This window comes from Nocardiopsis sp. SBT366, from assembly GCF_001083815.1.
Lineage (GTDB): Bacteria > Actinomycetota > Actinomycetes > Streptosporangiales > Streptosporangiaceae > Nocardiopsis > Nocardiopsis prasina.
The window spans coordinates 54,729-70,848 of the sequence record NZ_LAVM01000011.1 but is presented as its reverse complement, the minus strand read 5'-3'; the positions used below and the strand labels follow the sequence as shown (position 1 = coordinate 70,848).

The 16,120-nt window shown below is 70.1% G+C and carries 17 protein-coding genes; 10 read left to right on the top strand and 7 right to left on the bottom strand.

What is annotated here, in order from left to right; all coding sequences use genetic code 11:
• The first annotated feature begins 36 nt into the window (after positions 1 to 36).
• Entirely contained in the window at positions 37 to 1,350 is a 1,314-nt protein-coding gene (locus ADX84_RS05325; protein ID WP_049568396.1) for a PrsW family intramembrane metalloprotease, read from the top strand.
• Here ADX84_RS05325 and ADX84_RS05320 read toward each other — a convergent pair.
• Positions 1,286 to 2,407, bottom strand: coding sequence for a heme A synthase (locus ADX84_RS05320; RefSeq protein ID WP_199776476.1), 1,122 nt, complete (start codon positions 2,405 to 2,407; stop codon positions 1,286 to 1,288). The two genes, ADX84_RS05325 and ADX84_RS05320, sit on opposite strands and share 65 nt — an antisense overlap.
• Positions 2,408 to 2,790: 383 nt before the next feature.
• On the opposite strand from ADX84_RS05320, the gene ADX84_RS25945 reads away from it, so the two are divergent.
• A complete protein-coding gene (locus ADX84_RS25945) occupies positions 2,791 to 2,952 on the top strand; it encodes a hypothetical protein (protein WP_234003845.1) in 162 nt (53 codons plus the stop codon).
• 298 nt (positions 2,953 to 3,250) lie between these two features.
• On the opposite strand, the gene ADX84_RS05315 is transcribed toward ADX84_RS25945, so the two are convergent.
• From ADX84_RS05315 to ADX84_RS05305, 3 genes are all read right to left on the bottom strand, one after another.
• Positions 3,251 to 3,445: a hypothetical protein gene (locus tag ADX84_RS05315; protein WP_049568393.1), complete on the bottom strand. Its 195-nt coding sequence runs from the start codon at positions 3,443 to 3,445 to the stop codon at positions 3,251 to 3,253.
• A 176-nt stretch (positions 3,446 to 3,621) separates the two neighbouring features.
• Positions 3,622 to 4,560 carry a DMT family transporter gene (locus ADX84_RS05310; RefSeq protein WP_049568390.1) on the bottom strand — a complete coding sequence of 313 codons (939 nt, stop codon included), beginning with the start codon at positions 4,558 to 4,560 and terminating at the stop codon, positions 3,622 to 3,624.
• A 6-nt stretch (positions 4,561 to 4,566) separates the two neighbouring features.
• A complete protein-coding gene (locus tag ADX84_RS05305; RefSeq protein WP_049568388.1) occupies positions 4,567 to 4,944 on the bottom strand; it encodes a hypothetical protein in 378 nt (125 codons plus the stop codon).
• Between the two features lie 159 nt (positions 4,945 to 5,103).
• Between ADX84_RS05305 and ADX84_RS05300 the strand changes: the two genes are divergently transcribed.
• Together ADX84_RS05300 and ADX84_RS05295 are read left to right on the top strand one after the other, a co-directional pair.
• Positions 5,104 to 5,802 carry an RICIN domain-containing protein gene (locus ADX84_RS05300; protein WP_049568384.1) on the top strand — a complete coding sequence of 233 codons (699 nt, stop codon included), beginning with the start codon at positions 5,104 to 5,106 and terminating at the stop codon, positions 5,800 to 5,802.
• Between the two features lie 173 nt (positions 5,803 to 5,975).
• Complete coding sequence (locus ADX84_RS05295; RefSeq protein WP_049568381.1) at positions 5,976 to 7,286, top strand: MFS transporter; 1,311 nt, start codon at positions 5,976 to 5,978, stop codon at positions 7,284 to 7,286.
• Here ADX84_RS05295 and ADX84_RS05290 read toward each other — a convergent pair.
• The 3 genes from ADX84_RS05290 to ADX84_RS05280 are packed head-to-tail and all read right to left on the bottom strand — an operon-like array spanning position 7,228 to position 9,863.
• Entirely contained in the window at positions 7,228 to 8,031 is an 804-nt protein-coding gene (locus ADX84_RS05290; protein WP_049568378.1) for an inositol monophosphatase family protein, read from the bottom strand. The two genes, ADX84_RS05295 and ADX84_RS05290, sit on opposite strands and share 59 nt — an antisense overlap.
• Positions 8,032 to 8,088: 57 nt before the next feature.
• Complete coding sequence (locus ADX84_RS05285) at positions 8,089 to 8,925, bottom strand: ABC transporter permease (protein ID WP_049568376.1); 837 nt, start codon at positions 8,923 to 8,925, stop codon at positions 8,089 to 8,091.
• A complete protein-coding gene (locus tag ADX84_RS05280) occupies positions 8,925 to 9,863 on the bottom strand; it encodes an ABC transporter ATP-binding protein (RefSeq protein ID WP_049568373.1) in 939 nt (312 codons plus the stop codon). The genes ADX84_RS05285 and ADX84_RS05280 overlap by 1 nt, the downstream gene beginning before the upstream one ends.
• Positions 9,864 to 10,335: 472 nt before the next feature.
• Between ADX84_RS05280 and ADX84_RS05275 the strand changes: the two genes are divergently transcribed.
• Genes ADX84_RS05275 through ADX84_RS05250 form a run of 6 tightly spaced genes read left to right on the top strand, consistent with a single transcriptional unit; the run spans position 10,336 to position 16,105 of the window.
• Positions 10,336 to 11,112 carry a metalloregulator ArsR/SmtB family transcription factor gene (locus ADX84_RS05275; RefSeq protein WP_017545107.1) on the top strand — a complete coding sequence of 259 codons (777 nt, stop codon included), beginning with the start codon at positions 10,336 to 10,338 and terminating at the stop codon, positions 11,110 to 11,112.
• 19 nt (positions 11,113 to 11,131) lie between these two features.
• Entirely contained in the window at positions 11,132 to 12,544 is a 1,413-nt protein-coding gene (sufB, locus tag ADX84_RS05270) for a Fe-S cluster assembly protein SufB (protein WP_049568370.1), read from the top strand.
• Between the two features lies 1 nt (position 12,545).
• Entirely contained in the window at positions 12,546 to 13,706 is a 1,161-nt protein-coding gene (gene sufD, locus ADX84_RS05265; protein WP_049568367.1) for a Fe-S cluster assembly protein SufD, read from the top strand.
• Positions 13,699 to 14,034 carry a non-heme iron oxygenase ferredoxin subunit gene (locus ADX84_RS05260; RefSeq protein WP_049568364.1) on the top strand — a complete coding sequence of 112 codons (336 nt, stop codon included), beginning with the start codon at positions 13,699 to 13,701 and terminating at the stop codon, positions 14,032 to 14,034. Before sufD ends, ADX84_RS05260 begins: the two co-directional genes overlap by 8 nt.
• Positions 14,035 to 14,042: 8 nt before the next feature.
• Positions 14,043 to 14,804 carry a Fe-S cluster assembly ATPase SufC gene (gene sufC, locus ADX84_RS05255; protein ID WP_017545103.1) on the top strand — a complete coding sequence of 254 codons (762 nt, stop codon included), beginning with the start codon at positions 14,043 to 14,045 and terminating at the stop codon, positions 14,802 to 14,804.
• Positions 14,805 to 14,806: 2 nt separating this feature from the next.
• Positions 14,807 to 16,105, top strand: coding sequence for a cysteine desulfurase (locus ADX84_RS05250; protein WP_049568361.1), 1,299 nt, complete (start codon positions 14,807 to 14,809; stop codon positions 16,103 to 16,105).
• Positions 16,106 to 16,120: the final 15 nt, after the last annotated feature.

Sequence of the window (16,120 nt, the reverse complement as noted above, 5' to 3'; positions counted from 1 at the left end):
CGCCGAACGCCCGCTGACCCGCTACGATCTGTGCCCATGCCCCGACTCGACAGCAGGGCGATCCTGCAAGGACGCCGCTCCCGGTACTCGATGACCCTCATCCTGGGCACCACCGTCAGCGTGGTGTGCATGATCGGCATGCTCACGTACCTGTGGTTGCTGGCGATGGCCGGGGGAGCGGCGGCGGGGATCGACGGCGCCACGGGGTTCCTCGTCAGCCTGGTCGCGGCGATCATCCCGGTGACCATCCTCGTGCCGCTCATCCTCATGCTCGACCGGCTCGAACCCGAACCCGGCTGGGTGCTCTTCTTCGCGTTCGCGTGGGGAGCCGGGGTCGCGGTCGTGGCGTCGTTCCTGCTCAACAGCTGGGGGTTGACCTACCTCACCCAGCCGGTGTTCGGCGACGGCGTGGCGGAGTTCCTGAGCACGTCACTGGTCGCGCCGGTGGTGGAGGAGAGCGCCAAGGGCATGGTCCTGCTCATCCTGTTGTGGCGGCGCCGCAACGAGATCGACACCTTCACCGACGGTGTGGTCTACGCCGGGATGGTGGCCACGGGGTTCGCCTTCACCGAGAACATCCTCTACTTCCTCAGCGCCTTCTTCGACGGCACCCTCGTCGCCACCTTCGCCATCCGGGGCCTCATCGCTCCGTTCGGTCACCCCGTCTACACCGCGATGATCGGGTTGGGCGTGGCCTACGCGGCGATGCGCACCGGCCGGTTGCGGTTCCTGGCGCCGATCGGGGGATGGGTGGCGGCCGTGCTGCTGCACGGCATGTGGAACGGTTCGACCTACTTCGGCTGGACCGGCCTGGGCGTGGCCTACCTGGTGCTCTTCGTGTTCCTGCTCGGCATCCTCGCGATCGCCGCCCACGATCGGCGCGGCCAGGTGGCGGCGATCGACCGCTACCTGCCGCCCTACATCTCCACGGGGCTGGTCACCCCGGCCGACATCACGATGCTCAGCTCGATGACGGGCAGGCGTCGCGCGCGAGAGTGGGCCACCCGCAACGCGGGGGCCCGGGGCCGCTCGGCGATGAAGGACTACCAGCTGGCCGCCACCGAGCTCGCCCTGCTGCACCAGAAGCTCGACGCGGGCCTGCCCCGGGACGACTGGAAGGTCAACCGGGACTCGTTCCTGGCGTTGATGCACGTGGCCCGCGACACGTTCCTGGGGCGCGTCCCCCAGCCGGTGACGCCCGGCTGGGCGGAGAACCCCACGGACTCCGGCTTCCTGCGCCGGGCCGACTTCGCGCACGTCATTGCCCAGGCCCGGGCCGAACAGCCTACTGTCCAGCAGCCGCCGAGCCAGCAGAACTACGTTCCCCGGCACGGTCAGCCTCCCCGCTGACCTCCTCACCCGGAGGGACCAGGCGGGTGGTGGCGAAGTACAGGCGGGAGATCGCGACCCAGGTGAGCGCGGAGCCCAGCACATGCAGGACCACCAGGGCCTCGGGCAGCTCCAGGGAGTACTGGACGTAACCCAGGACTCCCTGGAGCACCACGATCACCAGCAGACTCACGCTGCTCGTCCGCGCGATGCGGGAGGCACCGCCGCGGAAGGCGATCGCGGTGGCCAGGATGCTTCCCAACAGGGCGAGCCAGCCCAGGGCCGAGTGCACCCGGGTGACGGTGGGCAGGTCCAGCTCCCAGCGCGGGGCTGCGGCGTCGCCGCCGTGCGGACCGGTGCCGGTGACCACGGTTCCGGCGATCAACAGCAGGAAACCGACCACCACCAGGCCGATGCTCACCGCGTGCAGCATCGGTCCCACGGCCAGCTGGGGCCTGCCCTCGGGTTCCTGGCAGCGCACGTAGAGCGCCACCGTGACGAAGACCATCACCATGGACAGCAGGAAGTGGGTGGCCACCGAGGCCGGGTGCAGGTCGGTCCAGACGGTGATGCCGCCGACCACGCCCTGTCCCAGGACACCGAACGGGATGATCGCGGCCAGCAGGACGAGGTCGCGGCGGCGCGGGGTCATGCGCAGCACCGCGATGAGGGTGATCACGGCGACCGCGAGCACCACGAAGGTCAGGGTCCGGTTGCCGAACTCGATGGCCGCGTTGAGGGCGGCGTGACCGGTGTCGATCGGCACGAAGCTCTCTGGCGTGCACCGGGGCCACTCGGAACATCCCAGGCCCGAGGAGGTGACCCGCACGGTCGCGCCGGTGACGGCGATCCCGGCGTTGACGGCGATGTTGCCCAGCGCCCAGGCCCGCAGCGACTTCTGGGTGGGGTTCCAGATGGTCCGGGCCAGGAGGATCAGTGCCAGGACGCCCGCGGCGGCCACGGCGATCTGCCAGCCCCAGAGGGGGAATCCGAGCAGGATGATGTCGTCCATCGCGTCCGCCGCGAGCGGGGTGATCGTGTTGAGGGCCGTCGTCGCGGAGGCCGGGGATGCAAACATACGACAGACTGTAGTACATCCTTCCGAGGGAACGAATGCGCCCTCCACTTGTGCGTTGGCCTGCGCAAACCCGGTGCGCCGAAACCGTGTTCCCACGGTTCGTGTTCGAGTGTGTGTGCCAGGCACCCGGGATCGAACGGGCCGGTCGCGGAGCAGGACAGGCCGGGGAACCCTCCGGGCCCGCGAGGCCCACGGGTCACCGGCCGGGCGCCGAGCGGCCCGGAACCGGCCCGGCCCACCGGTTCGTGTGGCCGGGGGCCTCAGGGAACGCGCAGCTCGTCGGCCCGGGCGCCGAGCAACGACCCGAACGCCTCCATGCCCTCCGGGGTCACCTCGACGGCGCGGGGTGTTCCCGTGCGAACGATCCATCCGCAGGTGAACGCGTGGGAATCGTGGTGCCCGGAACCCAGCACATCGATCCCGACCGCTGGAATCCGCTGGTCTACAACTTCCGGCACTACTTCGGTCTGGGAACCGAACTGGGACGCTCCCACCGCTCTCAGACCCCGCCACGGGAGCCGGTCGGCCGGGCGGTCCGTCCCTAGGGGCTGCTTCGTGGACGCTTTCGGCGGCGGTTGCGGAGCCGCCATCGACGCGAGCGGCCGTCCCTCCTGCTGCGCCGCTACGCACGGCGCGGGGCGCCGCAGCGGGGCCCACCCGGAGTTGGCTGTCCGCGCTTCGTCGGCTCGGTGAGAGGGAGCCTGGTGGCCGCGAGCGCGGAACATCCCGGGGCACCCCTCGGATCGGCCGTGCCCGCGCGACGGGCCGCGCGCACGCACGGGGGCCCCGGAGTACTCTCCGGGGCCCCCGCCGTCAGGATCGTGGGTCAGACCAGTCGATCCGCTACTTGTTGTTGCTGTTCTGCGCGATGCACTGGTTCAGCAGGTTCAGGTCGAGGTTCAGCAGACCGAGGGTCTGCTGCTCCTGGACGCACTGGTGGTAGACCGACGAAGACTCCGCGGAAGCGGCCCCGGCACCCAGCCCGAGCAGGCTGGCGGAAAAGAAAGCGGTCAGGGCGAGCTTGGCGGCGATGCGCATGGGTTTCCCCTTTTAAGTGCGAGTGCTCAGGAATTGGGTCGGCTGTCCCGGAGGCCCGCCGTCCCAGAGGCAAGGGTTGCCGGTGCCGACTCGTCGGAAACACCGACGGAACGAGGTTTGCCTGATCAGTGGCGGTGATCTTCCGTCCAATGGACGAGGGCCTTCCGCCTTGGCCTCTAGTTGTCCCCACTCGTATCCGTGTTGGTGTGGTCACGCTCGGTGTGTTTTTGCTCATCGCGGTCGGCCGAGGTCCGAGTCGCGCCCGCGCTCGCGGCGATCACACAGCCCACCGCCAACCACTGCCACACGGTCAGCAACTCACCCAGCAGCACCAGCCCCACCATGGCGGCGGCCGCGGGCTGGAGGCTCATGAGCACTCCGAAGACCCTCGGCGGCATGCGTCGCAGCGCGTTCAGCTCCAGCGTGTAGGGCACCACGGAGGAGAGCACGCCCACGGCCAGGCCGAACAGGAGCAGACGCCAGTCGAGCAGGGCCGCGCCGCCCTCGGCGATCCCGGCCGGTGCCAGCACCAACACGCCCACCACACTGGCGATGGCCAGCCCCGACGCGCCGCTGAAACGCTGCCCCGTGGCGGCGCTCAGGAGGATGTAGCCCGCCCACGCGGTGGCGGCCAGCACGGCGAACAGCACGCCCACCGGATCGAGCTCACGGAACTCGATCCCCAGCGCGGCCACACCCAGCCCGGCCAGGCCCGCCCACAGCAGGTCCACCCGGCGGCGTGAGCCCAGGATGGCGATGGCCAGCGGACCGAGGTACTCGATGGTCACCGCGATGCCCAGCGGAATGCGCGCGAAGGCCTGGTAGATGAAGTAGTTCATCGAGGCCAGGGCCACGCCGTAGCCGATCACCACCATCCAGTCGGTGCGGCTGCGCGCCCTCAACGCGGGCCGGACCAGCAGGCCCAGGATCACGGCGGAGGTGAGCAGGCGCAGCCACACCACGGCGGCCGGAGGAAGGACCTCGAACAGGTTCTTGGCCACGCCCGCCCCGGTCTGCACCGAGACGATGCTGATCATGACCAGCCAGACCGGGGGCAGGGACCCCAGGGCGGCGCCGGGGGAGAGGGGGCTCGTCGAGCCGCTCCGAGAACTCATGTTGAGTCATCCTACGTTTTGCGTGACCCTCTCCGTCTCATGGGCCCCCTCGCTCCCGGGAACACCGGGGACGGTGGTCCCGAGCCCGGGCTGGGTCACCAGGGCCAGCAGGAGGAGCAGCCAGGCCACGATCACCGTGCCCGGTTGCAGCAACGTCATCACCAGCCCGACGACCGTGAGATCGCCCTCCCCGGTGAGGATCTGGACCCCGATCCACAGGAAGGGAAGCGCGGCCGCCACCAGGTTCACCGCGAGCGCCGCCCAGACCATCCAGGCCCGCGCGGGCCGACGCCACACGAGGAGCGCTCCGCCCACCACGAGAAGGAAGAGGGGCGGCCCCAGGTAGCGGACCACGATGAACCAGGGGACTCCGATGGCTTCCATGGTCGGTCACCCTATCGAGGCGTTACACCATGAACCGGGAAGAAACGGGATGGATGCTCACAGGCGGCCCGAACGTGCGCCGGGGGTCCCAGTGGTGTGAAATGGTCCGAGCCCGTGGAGATCACGGGCGGCCCCGTTCCCGCAGGAGAGTTCCCCGCCATGTCCTCCCGACGCAGTGCCCAGCGAGTCGAAGACCAGGTGTCGTACGTACCCCGGTGGCCGATCGTCGCCGGTGCCTCGGCCCTGGTCCTGGCGGTCGCGCTCGGAGGCTACGTCGCGGGGATGTTCGTCGCCGAGAGCGACACACCCGAGGAGATGTCCGTGGTCTCCGGCATCCTCGTCGAACCCACGGGCGGCCCGGAGGAGCAGGCCGAACCCGAGGAGGATGAGGAAGAAGAGGAGGAGGTCACCCACCCGGCGGGCCTCGACCCCGAACTCGTCTACGCCCTCCAGAGCGTCCACGGGGACCGCGTCATGGATGTGGCGGGAGGCTCCGACGAGAACGGTGCCCCGGTACACCTGTGGGACCGCCACGACCAGGCCCACCAGCAGTGGCGGTTCGTGCACGTGGAGGACGACTTCTACGAGATCGTCGGCGTGGGCAGCGGCAAGCTGCTGGAGATCCCCACTGACGAGGCGGCCCAGCCTGGCTCGGCCCTGCTCTCGCGGACCGGAGGGGACAACCAGCAGTGGCGGGTGGTCGAGAGCGGTGACGGCGAGGTCCGCCTGCTCAACCGTGCCACCGGTCAGGCGCTGGAGGGCCAGGGTGGCGCACCCGACAACGGCACGCTGGTCGCCCAGGGCGAGGACGGTGGCCACCCCCACCAGAAGTGGCGCCTGCTCCCGGTCGAGGGCTGACCCGGATGACTCAGCGGGGGTTGACGACAGGCGTCCCCCTGCTAGCCTCGTGCGCATGTTCTCCCCCCGTGCGTGATTCGACGCCCCGACCACGGCCCGGTCCCGTGGTCCCTCGGCGTCCACGCACGTTCGCGGCGCCCCCGCGCGCCGCCCGTCCCTGACGGAGAACACCCATGACCCCGCCCCACCGGGCGCCGACCTACCGTGCCGTCCTGCGCGTCACGGGGGTCCCCCGCTTCCTCGTTCCCGCCCTCCTGGGCCGTCTGTCCTACGGGCTGGTCTCGCTCGCCCTGGTCCTGTCCGTGGTCCACACCACCGGGTCCTACGCCGACGTCGGACTGACAGCCGGCCTGTTCGGACTCACCGCCACCGTCCTGTCGCCCCTGCGGGCCTCGCTCATCGACCGGCACGGGCCACTCCTCACCCTGCCCCCGATGGCCGGACTCCACGGGCTGGCCCTGCTGGGCCTGACCGCGGTCTCCTGGAACCCCGGCGGACACCTCGGTCTCCTGGCCGCCCTGACCTCGGTCGCGGGAGCCTGCGCCCCGCCGCTCGGCCCGGTCACCCGCACCCTGTGGAGCCACCTGGTCCCCGACAGGGGTCTGCTCCAGCGGGCCTACAGCCTCGACACCGTCGCCGAGGAGCTGATCTTCTTCACCGGACCGCTGCTCCTGGGAGCCCTGATGCTGGTCGGTCCGCCCTCGGCCGGGTTGGCGCTCGGGGCCTCCCTGATCGTGGTCGGGACCGCGGGCCTGCTGACCTCACCTGCCGCCCGCTCCCTGCACACCCGCCGTCCCGCGCCCACTGTCCGGCCCACGGCGCAGGAGCGGACCGAACCCGATCGAACAGCGCCGGACACTCGGCACCTCACCGCCCGCGGGGGTTTCCTCTCCGCCGTCGCGGTCTCGGCCGCTACGGGCCTGATCCTGGGCTCGGCCGCCCTGCTCAACGTCGCCTTCGCCGAACAGCGGGGGGCGGTCGGGGCGGTGGTCCTGGTGAAGTCCGCCCAGGCCGCGGGCAGCGCCCTGGGCGGACTGGCCTACGGGGCCCTGTCCTGGCGCGCGGGCGCCAGGACCCGGCTGGCCCTGCTCGGCCTGGCCCTGGGCGGCGGTGTGGCCGCGGCCGCGCTGGTCCCGGGCGTCCCGGCACTGGCGGCGCTGCTGTTCGTGATCGGTGTGTGCGGCGCGCCGATCATCACCACCGCCTACCTGCTCGCCGACGAGTCGGTGACGGCCGGGTACCGGACCCGTGCCGGAAACTGGGTGAACACCGCCCACAACGCGGGTTCGTCGGTGGGAGCGGCGAGCGTGGGCCTGTTCCTCACCGTCGCACCGCCCGGCGCGGGCTATCCGCTGGTCGGAGCGGTGCTCGTGGTGGTGTCGGGCGCCGTGCTGTTGGCCGCCGGGTTCACGGGCAGGACGCGGCTCAAGCGCCCAACAGAAGCGACCGCGTCGTCCGCCACGTCGTCTCGTCGGCGGCGGTGAGCAGGAGCCGCCCCTCCTCGTCGGGGCGGTAGGGGGTGCCCTCCGGTCGGAGACTCACCCCGCCCGCCTCGGTGAGCAGCAGGCCACCGGGCGCGTGGTCCCAGGGCGTGGGATCGGCGAACAGCATGAAGTCCAGCTCGCCCGCCAGGAGCCGCGGGTAGTCCACTCCCACGCAACCGGAGCCGCCGTCGAGCAGAGCGAACCCCGGGACCGCGGCGTGCACGCGGTCGCGTTCCCGGGGAGACAGGAACCGGCGCTGGGTCATACCCCGCAGCTCAGCCGGGTCCGCGGGGGCCGGAGCGCGGTGCACCCGCACACCGTCGCGCCAGGTCCCCGAACCGAGTTCGGCCACGTGCACGGTGCCCTCGGTGGGTCTCAGGATCCACGAGGCCACCGTCCGGCCCCCACGGACCAGTGCCGCCATGACGGCGAACCGGCGGTCACCGGCGGCGAAGTTGCGGGTGCCGTCCACGGGGTCGACCACCCAGGCGGTGGGCTCCCTGCCCAGGACACTGACCAGCCCGGGGTCGGCGGCCGTGGCCTCCTCACCCACCACCGGCGCGTCGAGCAGCTCACGGAGTCTGCGGCCGATCAGCTCCTCGGCCTCGCGGTCGGCCACGGTGACGATCTCACCGGGCGACTTCTCCGACACCTCGTCCTCGGACAGCGCACCGAAGCGCGGCAGGATCGTCGATTCGGCGGTCTCGCGGAGGATCGTGGTCACCGCGTCGATGTCGATGGTCATGACCGACACCCTAGGGCGCGGACCCTCAGTGACGGAGGCCGGACCGGAACGGCGGCGCTACTCCCAGCGGAACAGGCGGGAGGCCAGGAAACCGGCGACGGCCGTCCACACGACCAGCACCGCGAAGGCGCCCAGGCCGGGAAGGGACCCGTCGGTCAGCACGGCGCGCAGGCCCGAGCCGAGCGCGGTGATCGGCAGGACCGACACGGCCTGCTCCATCGGACCGGGGAAGCTGCTCGTGGGGAACAGGACCCCGCCCAGGCCCAGCATCAGCACGTACACCAGGTTGGCCCCGGCCAGGGTGGCCTCGGCGCGCAGCGTGCCCGCCATCAGCAGTGCCAGGGAACTGAACGCCGCCGTGGCTAGCAGGAGCAGCGCGAGCACGGCCAGCACACCCACCGGTTCCAGGGAGGGGGACCAGCCAAGGAACAGGGCCACCACGCACAACACGGTGATCTGGATGGCCTGCACGCCCAGGACCGCCAGCGTCTTGGCCGCGAGCAGCCCGAAGCGGGACAGCGGTGTGGCGCCCAGGCGCTTGAGTACTCCGTAGCGCCGCTCGAACCCGGTCCCGATGGCCAGGCCGGTGAAGGAGGTGGACATGACCGCCAGGGCCAGGACCCCGGGGGTCAGCGCGTCCACGCGCGCGCCCTCGCCCACGTCGAGGACGTCGACCAGGCTGAACCCCACCAACAGCAGCACGGGGATGACCATCGTCAGCAGGAACTGCTCGCCGTGGCGCAGCATGACCCGCAGTTCCATTCCGGCCTGGGCCGCGACCATCCGCCACATCGGGGCGGCGCCGGGCGCCGGGGTGAACAGGCTTGCGTCGAGGGCGGGCTTCGGGGCGTCGGTGACGGCCGACGCGGCCGTCCCTGAGGTGTGCTCGGTCATCAGTCGCGCAGTTCCCGGCCTGTGGTTTCGAGGAAGACGTCTTCGAGGGTACGCCGCCGTACGCGCAGGTCCTCCGCCAGGACACCGGTCGAGGCGCACCAGGCGGTGACCGCGGCCAGGAACTCCGGGCCGAGGTCGTCGGGGTCGTCGGTGGCCACGGAGTACTCGTTCCGCCCCCCGGACTGGGTGGCGCTCACCCGGCCCCCGGCGGGCAGGGCCGCCTCCAGGGCCCCGGCGTCCACCGGTGAGGGGGTGGAGAAGCGGACCTCGCGCCGTCCCTGGGTGAGTTCGGCGGGGGTGCCCTCGGTCACCACCGCGCCCCGGTCGATGATCACCACGTGGTCGGCGAGCCGCTCGGCCTCCTCCATGTAGTGGGTGGTCAGGATCACGGCCACGCCGGCCTCGCGCAGTGCCGAGACCAGGTCCCAGGTGGCCATGCGCGCCTGCGGGTCCAGCCCGGCGGTGGGCTCGTCCAGGAAGACCAGTTCCGGGCGGCCGATCACCGCGCAGGCCAGCGAGAGCCGCTGCTGCTGGCCGCCGGACAGACGGCGGAAGGGGGTGCTGGAGACGGAGGTCAGACCCAGGCGCTCCAGGAGGAGGTCGGGGTCGATCGGTCTGGCGTGGAAGGAGGCCATGAGCCGCAGCCACTCGGCGGCACGGGCGCCGGTGGGCACCCCGCCGGACTGGGGCATCACGCCCACGCGGGGTTTGAGCTCGGTGGCGTCGGCGACGGGGTCGAGCCCCAGGACCCGCACCTTCCCGCCGTCCGCGTGGCGGAATCCCTCGCAGATCTCGATGGTGCTGGTCTTGCCCGCGCCGTTGGGGCCGAGCAGGGCGGTCACCGCGCCGCGGCGGGCGGTGAACGTGAGGCCGGTGACGGCCGTGGTGGCGCCGTAGCGCTTCACCAGGTCGACGACCTCGACGGCGGCTGTGTCCATGGGGCCTGAGTTTACGTGCGCCCGTGCTCCGCGCTTCACCACCCCGCCTTTCGGAGGGCTGGCCGCGTTCGGGCGCGGACCGAACGTCCCACTTCGGACAACCAGAACACGGCGGTGTTTTTGGTGCGGGTGGTGGAAGAATGGCGCATGGCCCCTGGTTGTGCCTGAGTGGCGTGGGCGCTGCCGGAGACCGGTCGGAGCTCGAACCGCGGCTCCCGCCAGGACTCGCCGACCTTCCGGCCACCCGGTTGGTCGGATGGTGATACCGCGATCTCACCCATTGGGAAATCGGATCGGCTTCGAAGCCTGTGAAAAGGGGGTCCGTGCGTCACTTCCGCGTGAACTCCCAGATTAGGCAAGCCTGACCTTCGTGATCAAGCGCATCGAGGCGGGTTTGCCTAGGTGGACTTATTTAGGCCACACTGATGTTGTCTAAAACCGAGAGCCGAACGACGAGCGGGAGGGGGACACTGTGTCGGACCTGTCCGGTACGCCCGGTGCGCCCCGACCTCTGAGCGGTCCCGATCACGGGACCCGTGCCCGCGTCGCCCGGCTCATCCTGGAAAAGGGTCCGATCACCGCCTCCGCACTGGGGGAACGGCTCGGACTCACCCCGGCGGCCATCCGCCGCCACCTCGACAACCTGACCGTCGAGGGCATGGTCGAGGCCCGCGACGCACGGCCCACGCACGGCCGACGCCGGCGGGGTCGTCCCGCCCGCGTCTTCGCCATCACCGAGGCCGGGCGTGACGCCTTCGTCCACGCCTATGACGATCTCGCCTCCAACGCCCTGCGCTTCCTGGCGCGGACCTCCGGTCCCGAGGCGGTCGGCGAGTTCGCCCGGAGTCAGGTCGCCGACCTGGAGCAGCGATACAAGCCCCTGCTGGACGCCGTACCCCAGGAACAGAGGGTCCGGCTGCTGGCGGAGGCGCTCTCCAACGACGGCTACGCCGCCACCTCGGGCCAGGCGCCCGCGCCGGGTGGCGGCGACCAACTGTGCCAACACCACTGCCCCGTCGCGCACGTGGCCGCCGAGTTCCCGCAGCTCTGTGAGGCCGAGATCGAGGCCTTCGCGCGGCTTCTGGGCACCCCGGTGCGCAGGTTGGCCACCATCGCCCACGGCGACGGTGTGTGCACCACGCACGTCACCCCACGGGGAGACGGGGCGAGCGGGGAGGACGGCACCCCCGCGTCCAAGAAGGCCATCCGCCAGCGGGCGGGCGGCTCAGTTCACCAGAAGGACGTCTGAGTCCAGGAGGAGTCCGCGCATGACTTCTGTCGCGCATCCCGAGCTCGAAGGGCTCGGAACATATGAGTACGGCTGGGCCGACTCCGACGTCGCCGGAGCCTCGGCCCGTCGTGGCCTGAACGAAGAGGTCGTCCGGGACATCTCGGACAAGAAGAGCGAGCCGGAGTGGATGACCAAGCTCCGCCTCAAGTCGCTGAAGCTCTTCGACAAGAAGCCCATGCCCGACTGGGGCGCGGACCTGTCCAAGATCGACTTCGACAACATCAAGTACTTCGTGCGGTCCACGGAGAAGCAGGCCACCTCCTGGGAGGACCTGCCCGAGGACATCAAGAACACGTACGACAGGCTGGGCATCCCCGAGGCGGAGAAGCAGCGCCTGGTCGCCGGTGTCGCCGCCCAGTACGAGTCCGAGGTCGTCTACCACCAGATCCGCGAGGACCTGGAGGAGCAGGGTGTCATCTTCCTGGACACCGACACCGCCCTCAAGGAGCACCCGGAGATCTTCGAGGAGTACTTCGGCTCCGTCATCCCGGCCGGTGACAACAAGTTCTCCGCGCTGAACACCGCCGTGTGGAGCGGCGGGTCGTTCATCTACGTGCCCAAGAACGTGCACGTGGAGATCCCGCTCCAGGCCTACTTCCGGATCAACACCGAGAACATGGGCCAGTTCGAGCGGACGCTGATCATCGTCGACGAGGGCGCCTACGTCCACTACGTCGAGGGCTGCACCGCGCCGATCTACAAGTCGGACTCGCTGCACTCCGCGGTCGTCGAGATCATCGTCAAGAAGAACGCCCGGTGCCGTTACACGACCATCCAGAACTGGTCGAACAACGTCTTCAACCTGGTCACCAAGCGCGCCATCGCCGAAGAGGGCGCGACCATGGAGTGGGTCGACGGCAACATCGGCTCCCAGGTCACCATGAAGTACCCGGCCGTCTACCTGATGGGCGAGCACGCCAAGGGTGAGACCCTCTCGATCGCCTTCGCGGGCGAGGGCCAGCACCAGGACACCGGCGCCAAGATGGTGCACTGCGCGCCCAACACGTCCTCGAAGGTCGTCTCCAAGTCGGTGGCGCGCGGCGGCGGCCGCTCCTCCTACCGCGGGCTGATCCAGGTCCAGGAGGGCGCCCACCTCGCCAAGTCCTCGGTGGAGTGTGACGCGCTGCTGATCGACACCATTAGCCGCTCCGACACCTACCCCTACAACGACCTGCGCGAGGACGACACCGAGCTCGCGCACGAGGCCACCGTCTCCAAGGTCAGCGAGGACCAGCTCTTCTACCTGATGAGTCGGGGGATGGGCGAGGAGGAGGCCATGGCCATGGTCGTCCGAGGTTTCGTGGAGCCCATCGCACGGGAGCTCCCGATGGAGTACGCACTGGAGCTCAACCGTCTGATCGAGCTCCAGATGGAAGGATCGGTGGGATAAGTTGACGACCGCGAACACAGAGCCCAAGGCGCACAGCCACGGGCTGGGGCAGATCCCTGTCTCCAAGCTCGACACGCACGGCTCCAAGGACGTGGACGCCTTCCCCGTTCCGAACGGGCGTGAGGAGGAGTGGCGGTTCACGCCGCTGCGCCGCCTCAAGGGTCTGCACGACTGGAAGGGTGTCGCCGACGGCACCGACGAGGTCTCCGTGGACGCCCCCGAGGGCGTCACCGTCGAGACGGTCGGCCGTGACGACGAGCGGCTGGGCAAGGCGGGCCTGCCCGTCAACCGCGTGATCGCGCAGGCCTACACGTCGTTCGAGAAGGCCACGGTCGTCACCGTGCCGCAGGCGCTGGCCGCCGACAAGGCGATCACCATCGACCGCAAGGGCCTGGGCGGCACCGCCTTCGAGCAGCTGCTCATCGACGTCAAGCCGCTGGCCGAGGCCACCGTGATCATCACGAACACCGGTACCGGTGTCCGCGCGGGCAGCCTCGACGTCCACGTCGGCGAGGGCGCCAAGCTCACGCTGATCTCCCTCCAGGAGTGGGACGACGACGCCGTCGAGGTCAGCCAGCACAACGCCCGGGTCGGCAAGGACGCCAGCCTCCGGTCGATCGTGATCACCCTCGGCGGTGACGTGGTCCGCCTGTCGCCGCGCGTGTCCTACGACGACCGGGGCGGCAACGCCGAGCTCTACGGGCTCTACTTCGCCGGTGACGGTCAGCACCACGAGCACCGCTCGCTGATCGACCACAACGTGTCCAACACCCGCTCGCGGGTGGACTACAAGGGCGCGCTGAACGGCAAGGACGCCCACGCGGTCTGGATCGGTGACGTGATCATCGGCGAGGGGACCACCGGTACGGACTCCTACGAGAACAACCGGAACCTCCAGCTCACCGACGACACCCGTGTGGACTCCGTGCCCAACCTGGAGATCTTCACCGGTGAGGTCGCGGGCGCCGGACACGCCAGCGCCAGCGGGCGGCTCGACGACATCCACCTCTTCTACCTGCGTTCTCGCGGTATCCCGGAGGAGGAGGCCCGTCGCCTCATCATCCGCGGCTACTTCCTGGACATCGTCAACCGCATCGACGACCAGGACCTGCGCGACCACGTCATGGAGAAGGTCGAGCGAAAGCTTTCCGCGCATGAGTGAGCAGGGCGGTTGGGTCAAGGTCGCCGAACTCGACGAGATCCCCGAGGAAGGTGTCCTGGGGATCGAGACCGACGACGAGACCCCCATCGCGCTGGTGCGCACCGAGGGCCAGCTCTACGCGCTGCGGGACGTGTGCTCGCACGCGGAGGTCCGCCTCTCGGAGGGCGAGGTCGAGGACGGCACCATCGAGTGCTGGCTCCACGGCTCGTGCTTCGACCTGCGCTCGGGGGCGCCGGTCAACCCGCCCGCGACCCAGCCGGTCCCCACCTACGACGTGAAGATCGACGGCGACGACGTGCTCGTGTCGCTGGATGACAAGAATTCCTGAGGCCTGAAATGACGAAGTTCGAAATCCGCGGTCTGCGCGCCGACGTCCTCATCAACGAGGACGAGCGGCAGGAGATCCTCAAGGGCGTTGACCTCACCATCAACTCCGGTGAGACCCACGCCATCATGGGCCCCAACGGCTCCGGCAAGTCCACTCTCGCCTACGCGATCGCGGGCCACCCGCGCTACGAGATCACCGAGGGCGAGGTCCTCCTCGACGGCGAGAACATCCTCGAGATGGAGGTGGACGAGCGGGCCCGCGCCGGCGTCTTCCTCGCCATGCAGTACCCGGTCGAGGTCCCGGGCGTGTCCATGTCCAACTTCCTGCGCAGCTCCGTCAGCGCTGTGCGCGGCGAGGCGCCCAAGCTCCGCCAGTTCTCCAAGGAGCTCCAGGGCGCGATGAAGGACCTGTCCATCGACTCGTCCTTCGCCGCCCGCGGCGTGAACGAGGGCTTCTCCGGCGGTGAGAAGAAGCGCCACGAGATCCTCCAGCTGGAGCTGCTCAAGCCCAAGGTCGCCATCCTGGACGAGACCGACTCCGGCCTGGACGTCGACGCGCTCAAGATCGTCTCCGAGGGCATCAACCGCGCCCAGGAGAGCAACGACCTCGGCGTCATGCTCATCACCCACTACACCCGCATCCTGAAGTACGTGCAGCCCGACTTCGTGCACGTCTTCTCCGGCGGCCGCATCGCCGAGTCCGGCGGTTCGGAGCTCGCCGACGTCCTCGAGTCCGAGGGCTACGAGCGGTTCGTGAAGGCGGGCGCGTAACCATGACCCTCCGCGAGCCCGGTCAGCCCGACACGGCTCCGCTCGACACGAAGGCGATCCGCGAGGACTTCCCGATCCTCTCCCGGACCGTCCGTGACGAGCGCCCGCTGGTGTACCTCGACTCCGGGGCGACCTCGCAGAAACCGCGCCAGGTGCTGGACGCCGAGCGCGGGTTCTACGAACGCCACAACGCGGCGGTGCACCGTGGGGCGCACCAGCTCGCGGAGGAGGCCACCGACGCCTACGAGTCGGCGCGGGAGACGATCGCCAGGTTCGTCGGCGCCGACTCCGACGAGGTGGTGTTCACCAAGAACGCCACCGAGGCGGTGAACCTGGTCGCGTACGCGATGAGCAACGCGGCCACGGCCGAGGAGGGCCTGCGCCGCTTCCAGGTCGGTCCCGGCGACGAGATCGTCGTGACCGAGATGGAGCACCACGCCAACCTGGTGCCCTGGCAGCAGCTCTGCCAGCGCACCGGCGCGACGCTGCGCTGGTTCCCGGTGACCGACGAGGGCCGGCTGGACCTGTCGGACCTGGCCGAACTGGTCAACGAGCGCACGAAGCTGGTGGCGTTCGCGCACCAGTCCAACGTGCTCGGGACCGTGAACCCGGTGGCCACGATCACCGCGCGGGCCCGGGAGGTCGGCGCGCTGGTGCTGCTGGACGCCTGCCAGTCGGTGCCGCACATGCCGGTGGACGTCCGTGAACTCGACGTGGACTTCCTGGCCTTCTCGGGGCACAAGATGCTCGGTCCCAACGGGATCGGCGTGCTCTGGGGACGCCGGGAGCTGCTCGCCGCCATGCCGCCCTTCATCAGCGGTGGTTCGATGATCGGCGTCGTGCACATGAGCCACTCGACCTGGGCGGACCCGCCGCAGCGCTTCGAGGCCGGTGTGCCGATGGCCCCGCAGGCCGTCGGCCTGGCCGCGGCCTGTGACTACCTCTCCGAGGTGGGCATGGACCGGGTCGCCGCGCACGAGCACGAGCTCACCGAGTACGCGCTCAAGCAGGTCGGCGCGGTCGAGGGCGTGCGGATCGTGGGCCCGACCGAGGCGGTCGACCGGGGCGGCGCGGTGTCGTTCGTCGTGGACGACATCCACCCGCACGACCTCGGGCAGGTGCTGGACGACAGGGGCGTCGAGGTCCGGGTCGGTCACCACTGTGCCTGGCCACTGCACCGCAAGCTCGGTATCGTCGCGACCACACGCGCGTCCTTCTACCTCTACAACACGTTGGAGGACGTGGACGCGCTGGTGGAGGCCATCCGGGCCGCCCAGAGGTTCTTCGGGACCCGGGACTAGTACGAGGATTCTGCC

Bases quoted from the DNA above. Each gene is read 5' to 3' on its own strand.
- ADX84_RS05305 (WP_049568388.1), bottom strand. From the start codon at position 4,944: ATGGAAGCCATCGGAGTCCCCTGGTTCATCGTGGTCCGCTACCTGGGG.
- ADX84_RS05320 (WP_199776476.1), bottom strand. From the start codon at position 2,407: ATGTTTGCATCCCCGGCCTCCGCGACGACGGCCCTCAACACGATCACC.
- ADX84_RS05280 (WP_049568373.1), bottom strand. From the start codon at position 9,863: ATGGACACAGCCGCCGTCGAGGTCGTCGACCTGGTGAAGCGCTACGGC.
- ADX84_RS05295 (WP_049568381.1), top strand. From the start codon at position 5,976: ATGACCCCGCCCCACCGGGCGCCGACCTACCGTGCCGTCCTGCGCGTC.
- ADX84_RS05290 (WP_049568378.1), bottom strand. From the start codon at position 8,031: ATGACCATCGACATCGACGCGGTGACCACGATCCTCCGCGAGACCGCC.
- ADX84_RS05325 (WP_049568396.1), top strand. From the start codon at position 37: ATGCCCCGACTCGACAGCAGGGCGATCCTGCAAGGACGCCGCTCCCGG.
- ADX84_RS05315 (WP_049568393.1), bottom strand. From the start codon at position 3,445: ATGCGCATCGCCGCCAAGCTCGCCCTGACCGCTTTCTTTTCCGCCAGC.
- ADX84_RS05310 (WP_049568390.1), bottom strand. From the start codon at position 4,560: ATGAGTTCTCGGAGCGGCTCGACGAGCCCCCTCTCCCCCGGCGCCGCC.
- ADX84_RS05300 (WP_049568384.1), top strand. From the start codon at position 5,104: ATGTCCTCCCGACGCAGTGCCCAGCGAGTCGAAGACCAGGTGTCGTAC.
- ADX84_RS05250 (WP_049568361.1), top strand. From the start codon at position 14,807: ATGACCCTCCGCGAGCCCGGTCAGCCCGACACGGCTCCGCTCGACACG.
- ADX84_RS05260 (WP_049568364.1), top strand. From the start codon at position 13,699: ATGAGTGAGCAGGGCGGTTGGGTCAAGGTCGCCGAACTCGACGAGATC.
- sufC (WP_017545103.1), top strand. From the start codon at position 14,043: ATGACGAAGTTCGAAATCCGCGGTCTGCGCGCCGACGTCCTCATCAAC.
- sufB (WP_049568370.1), top strand. From the start codon at position 11,132: ATGACTTCTGTCGCGCATCCCGAGCTCGAAGGGCTCGGAACATATGAG.
- ADX84_RS05285 (WP_049568376.1), bottom strand. From the start codon at position 8,925: ATGACCGAGCACACCTCAGGGACGGCCGCGTCGGCCGTCACCGACGCC.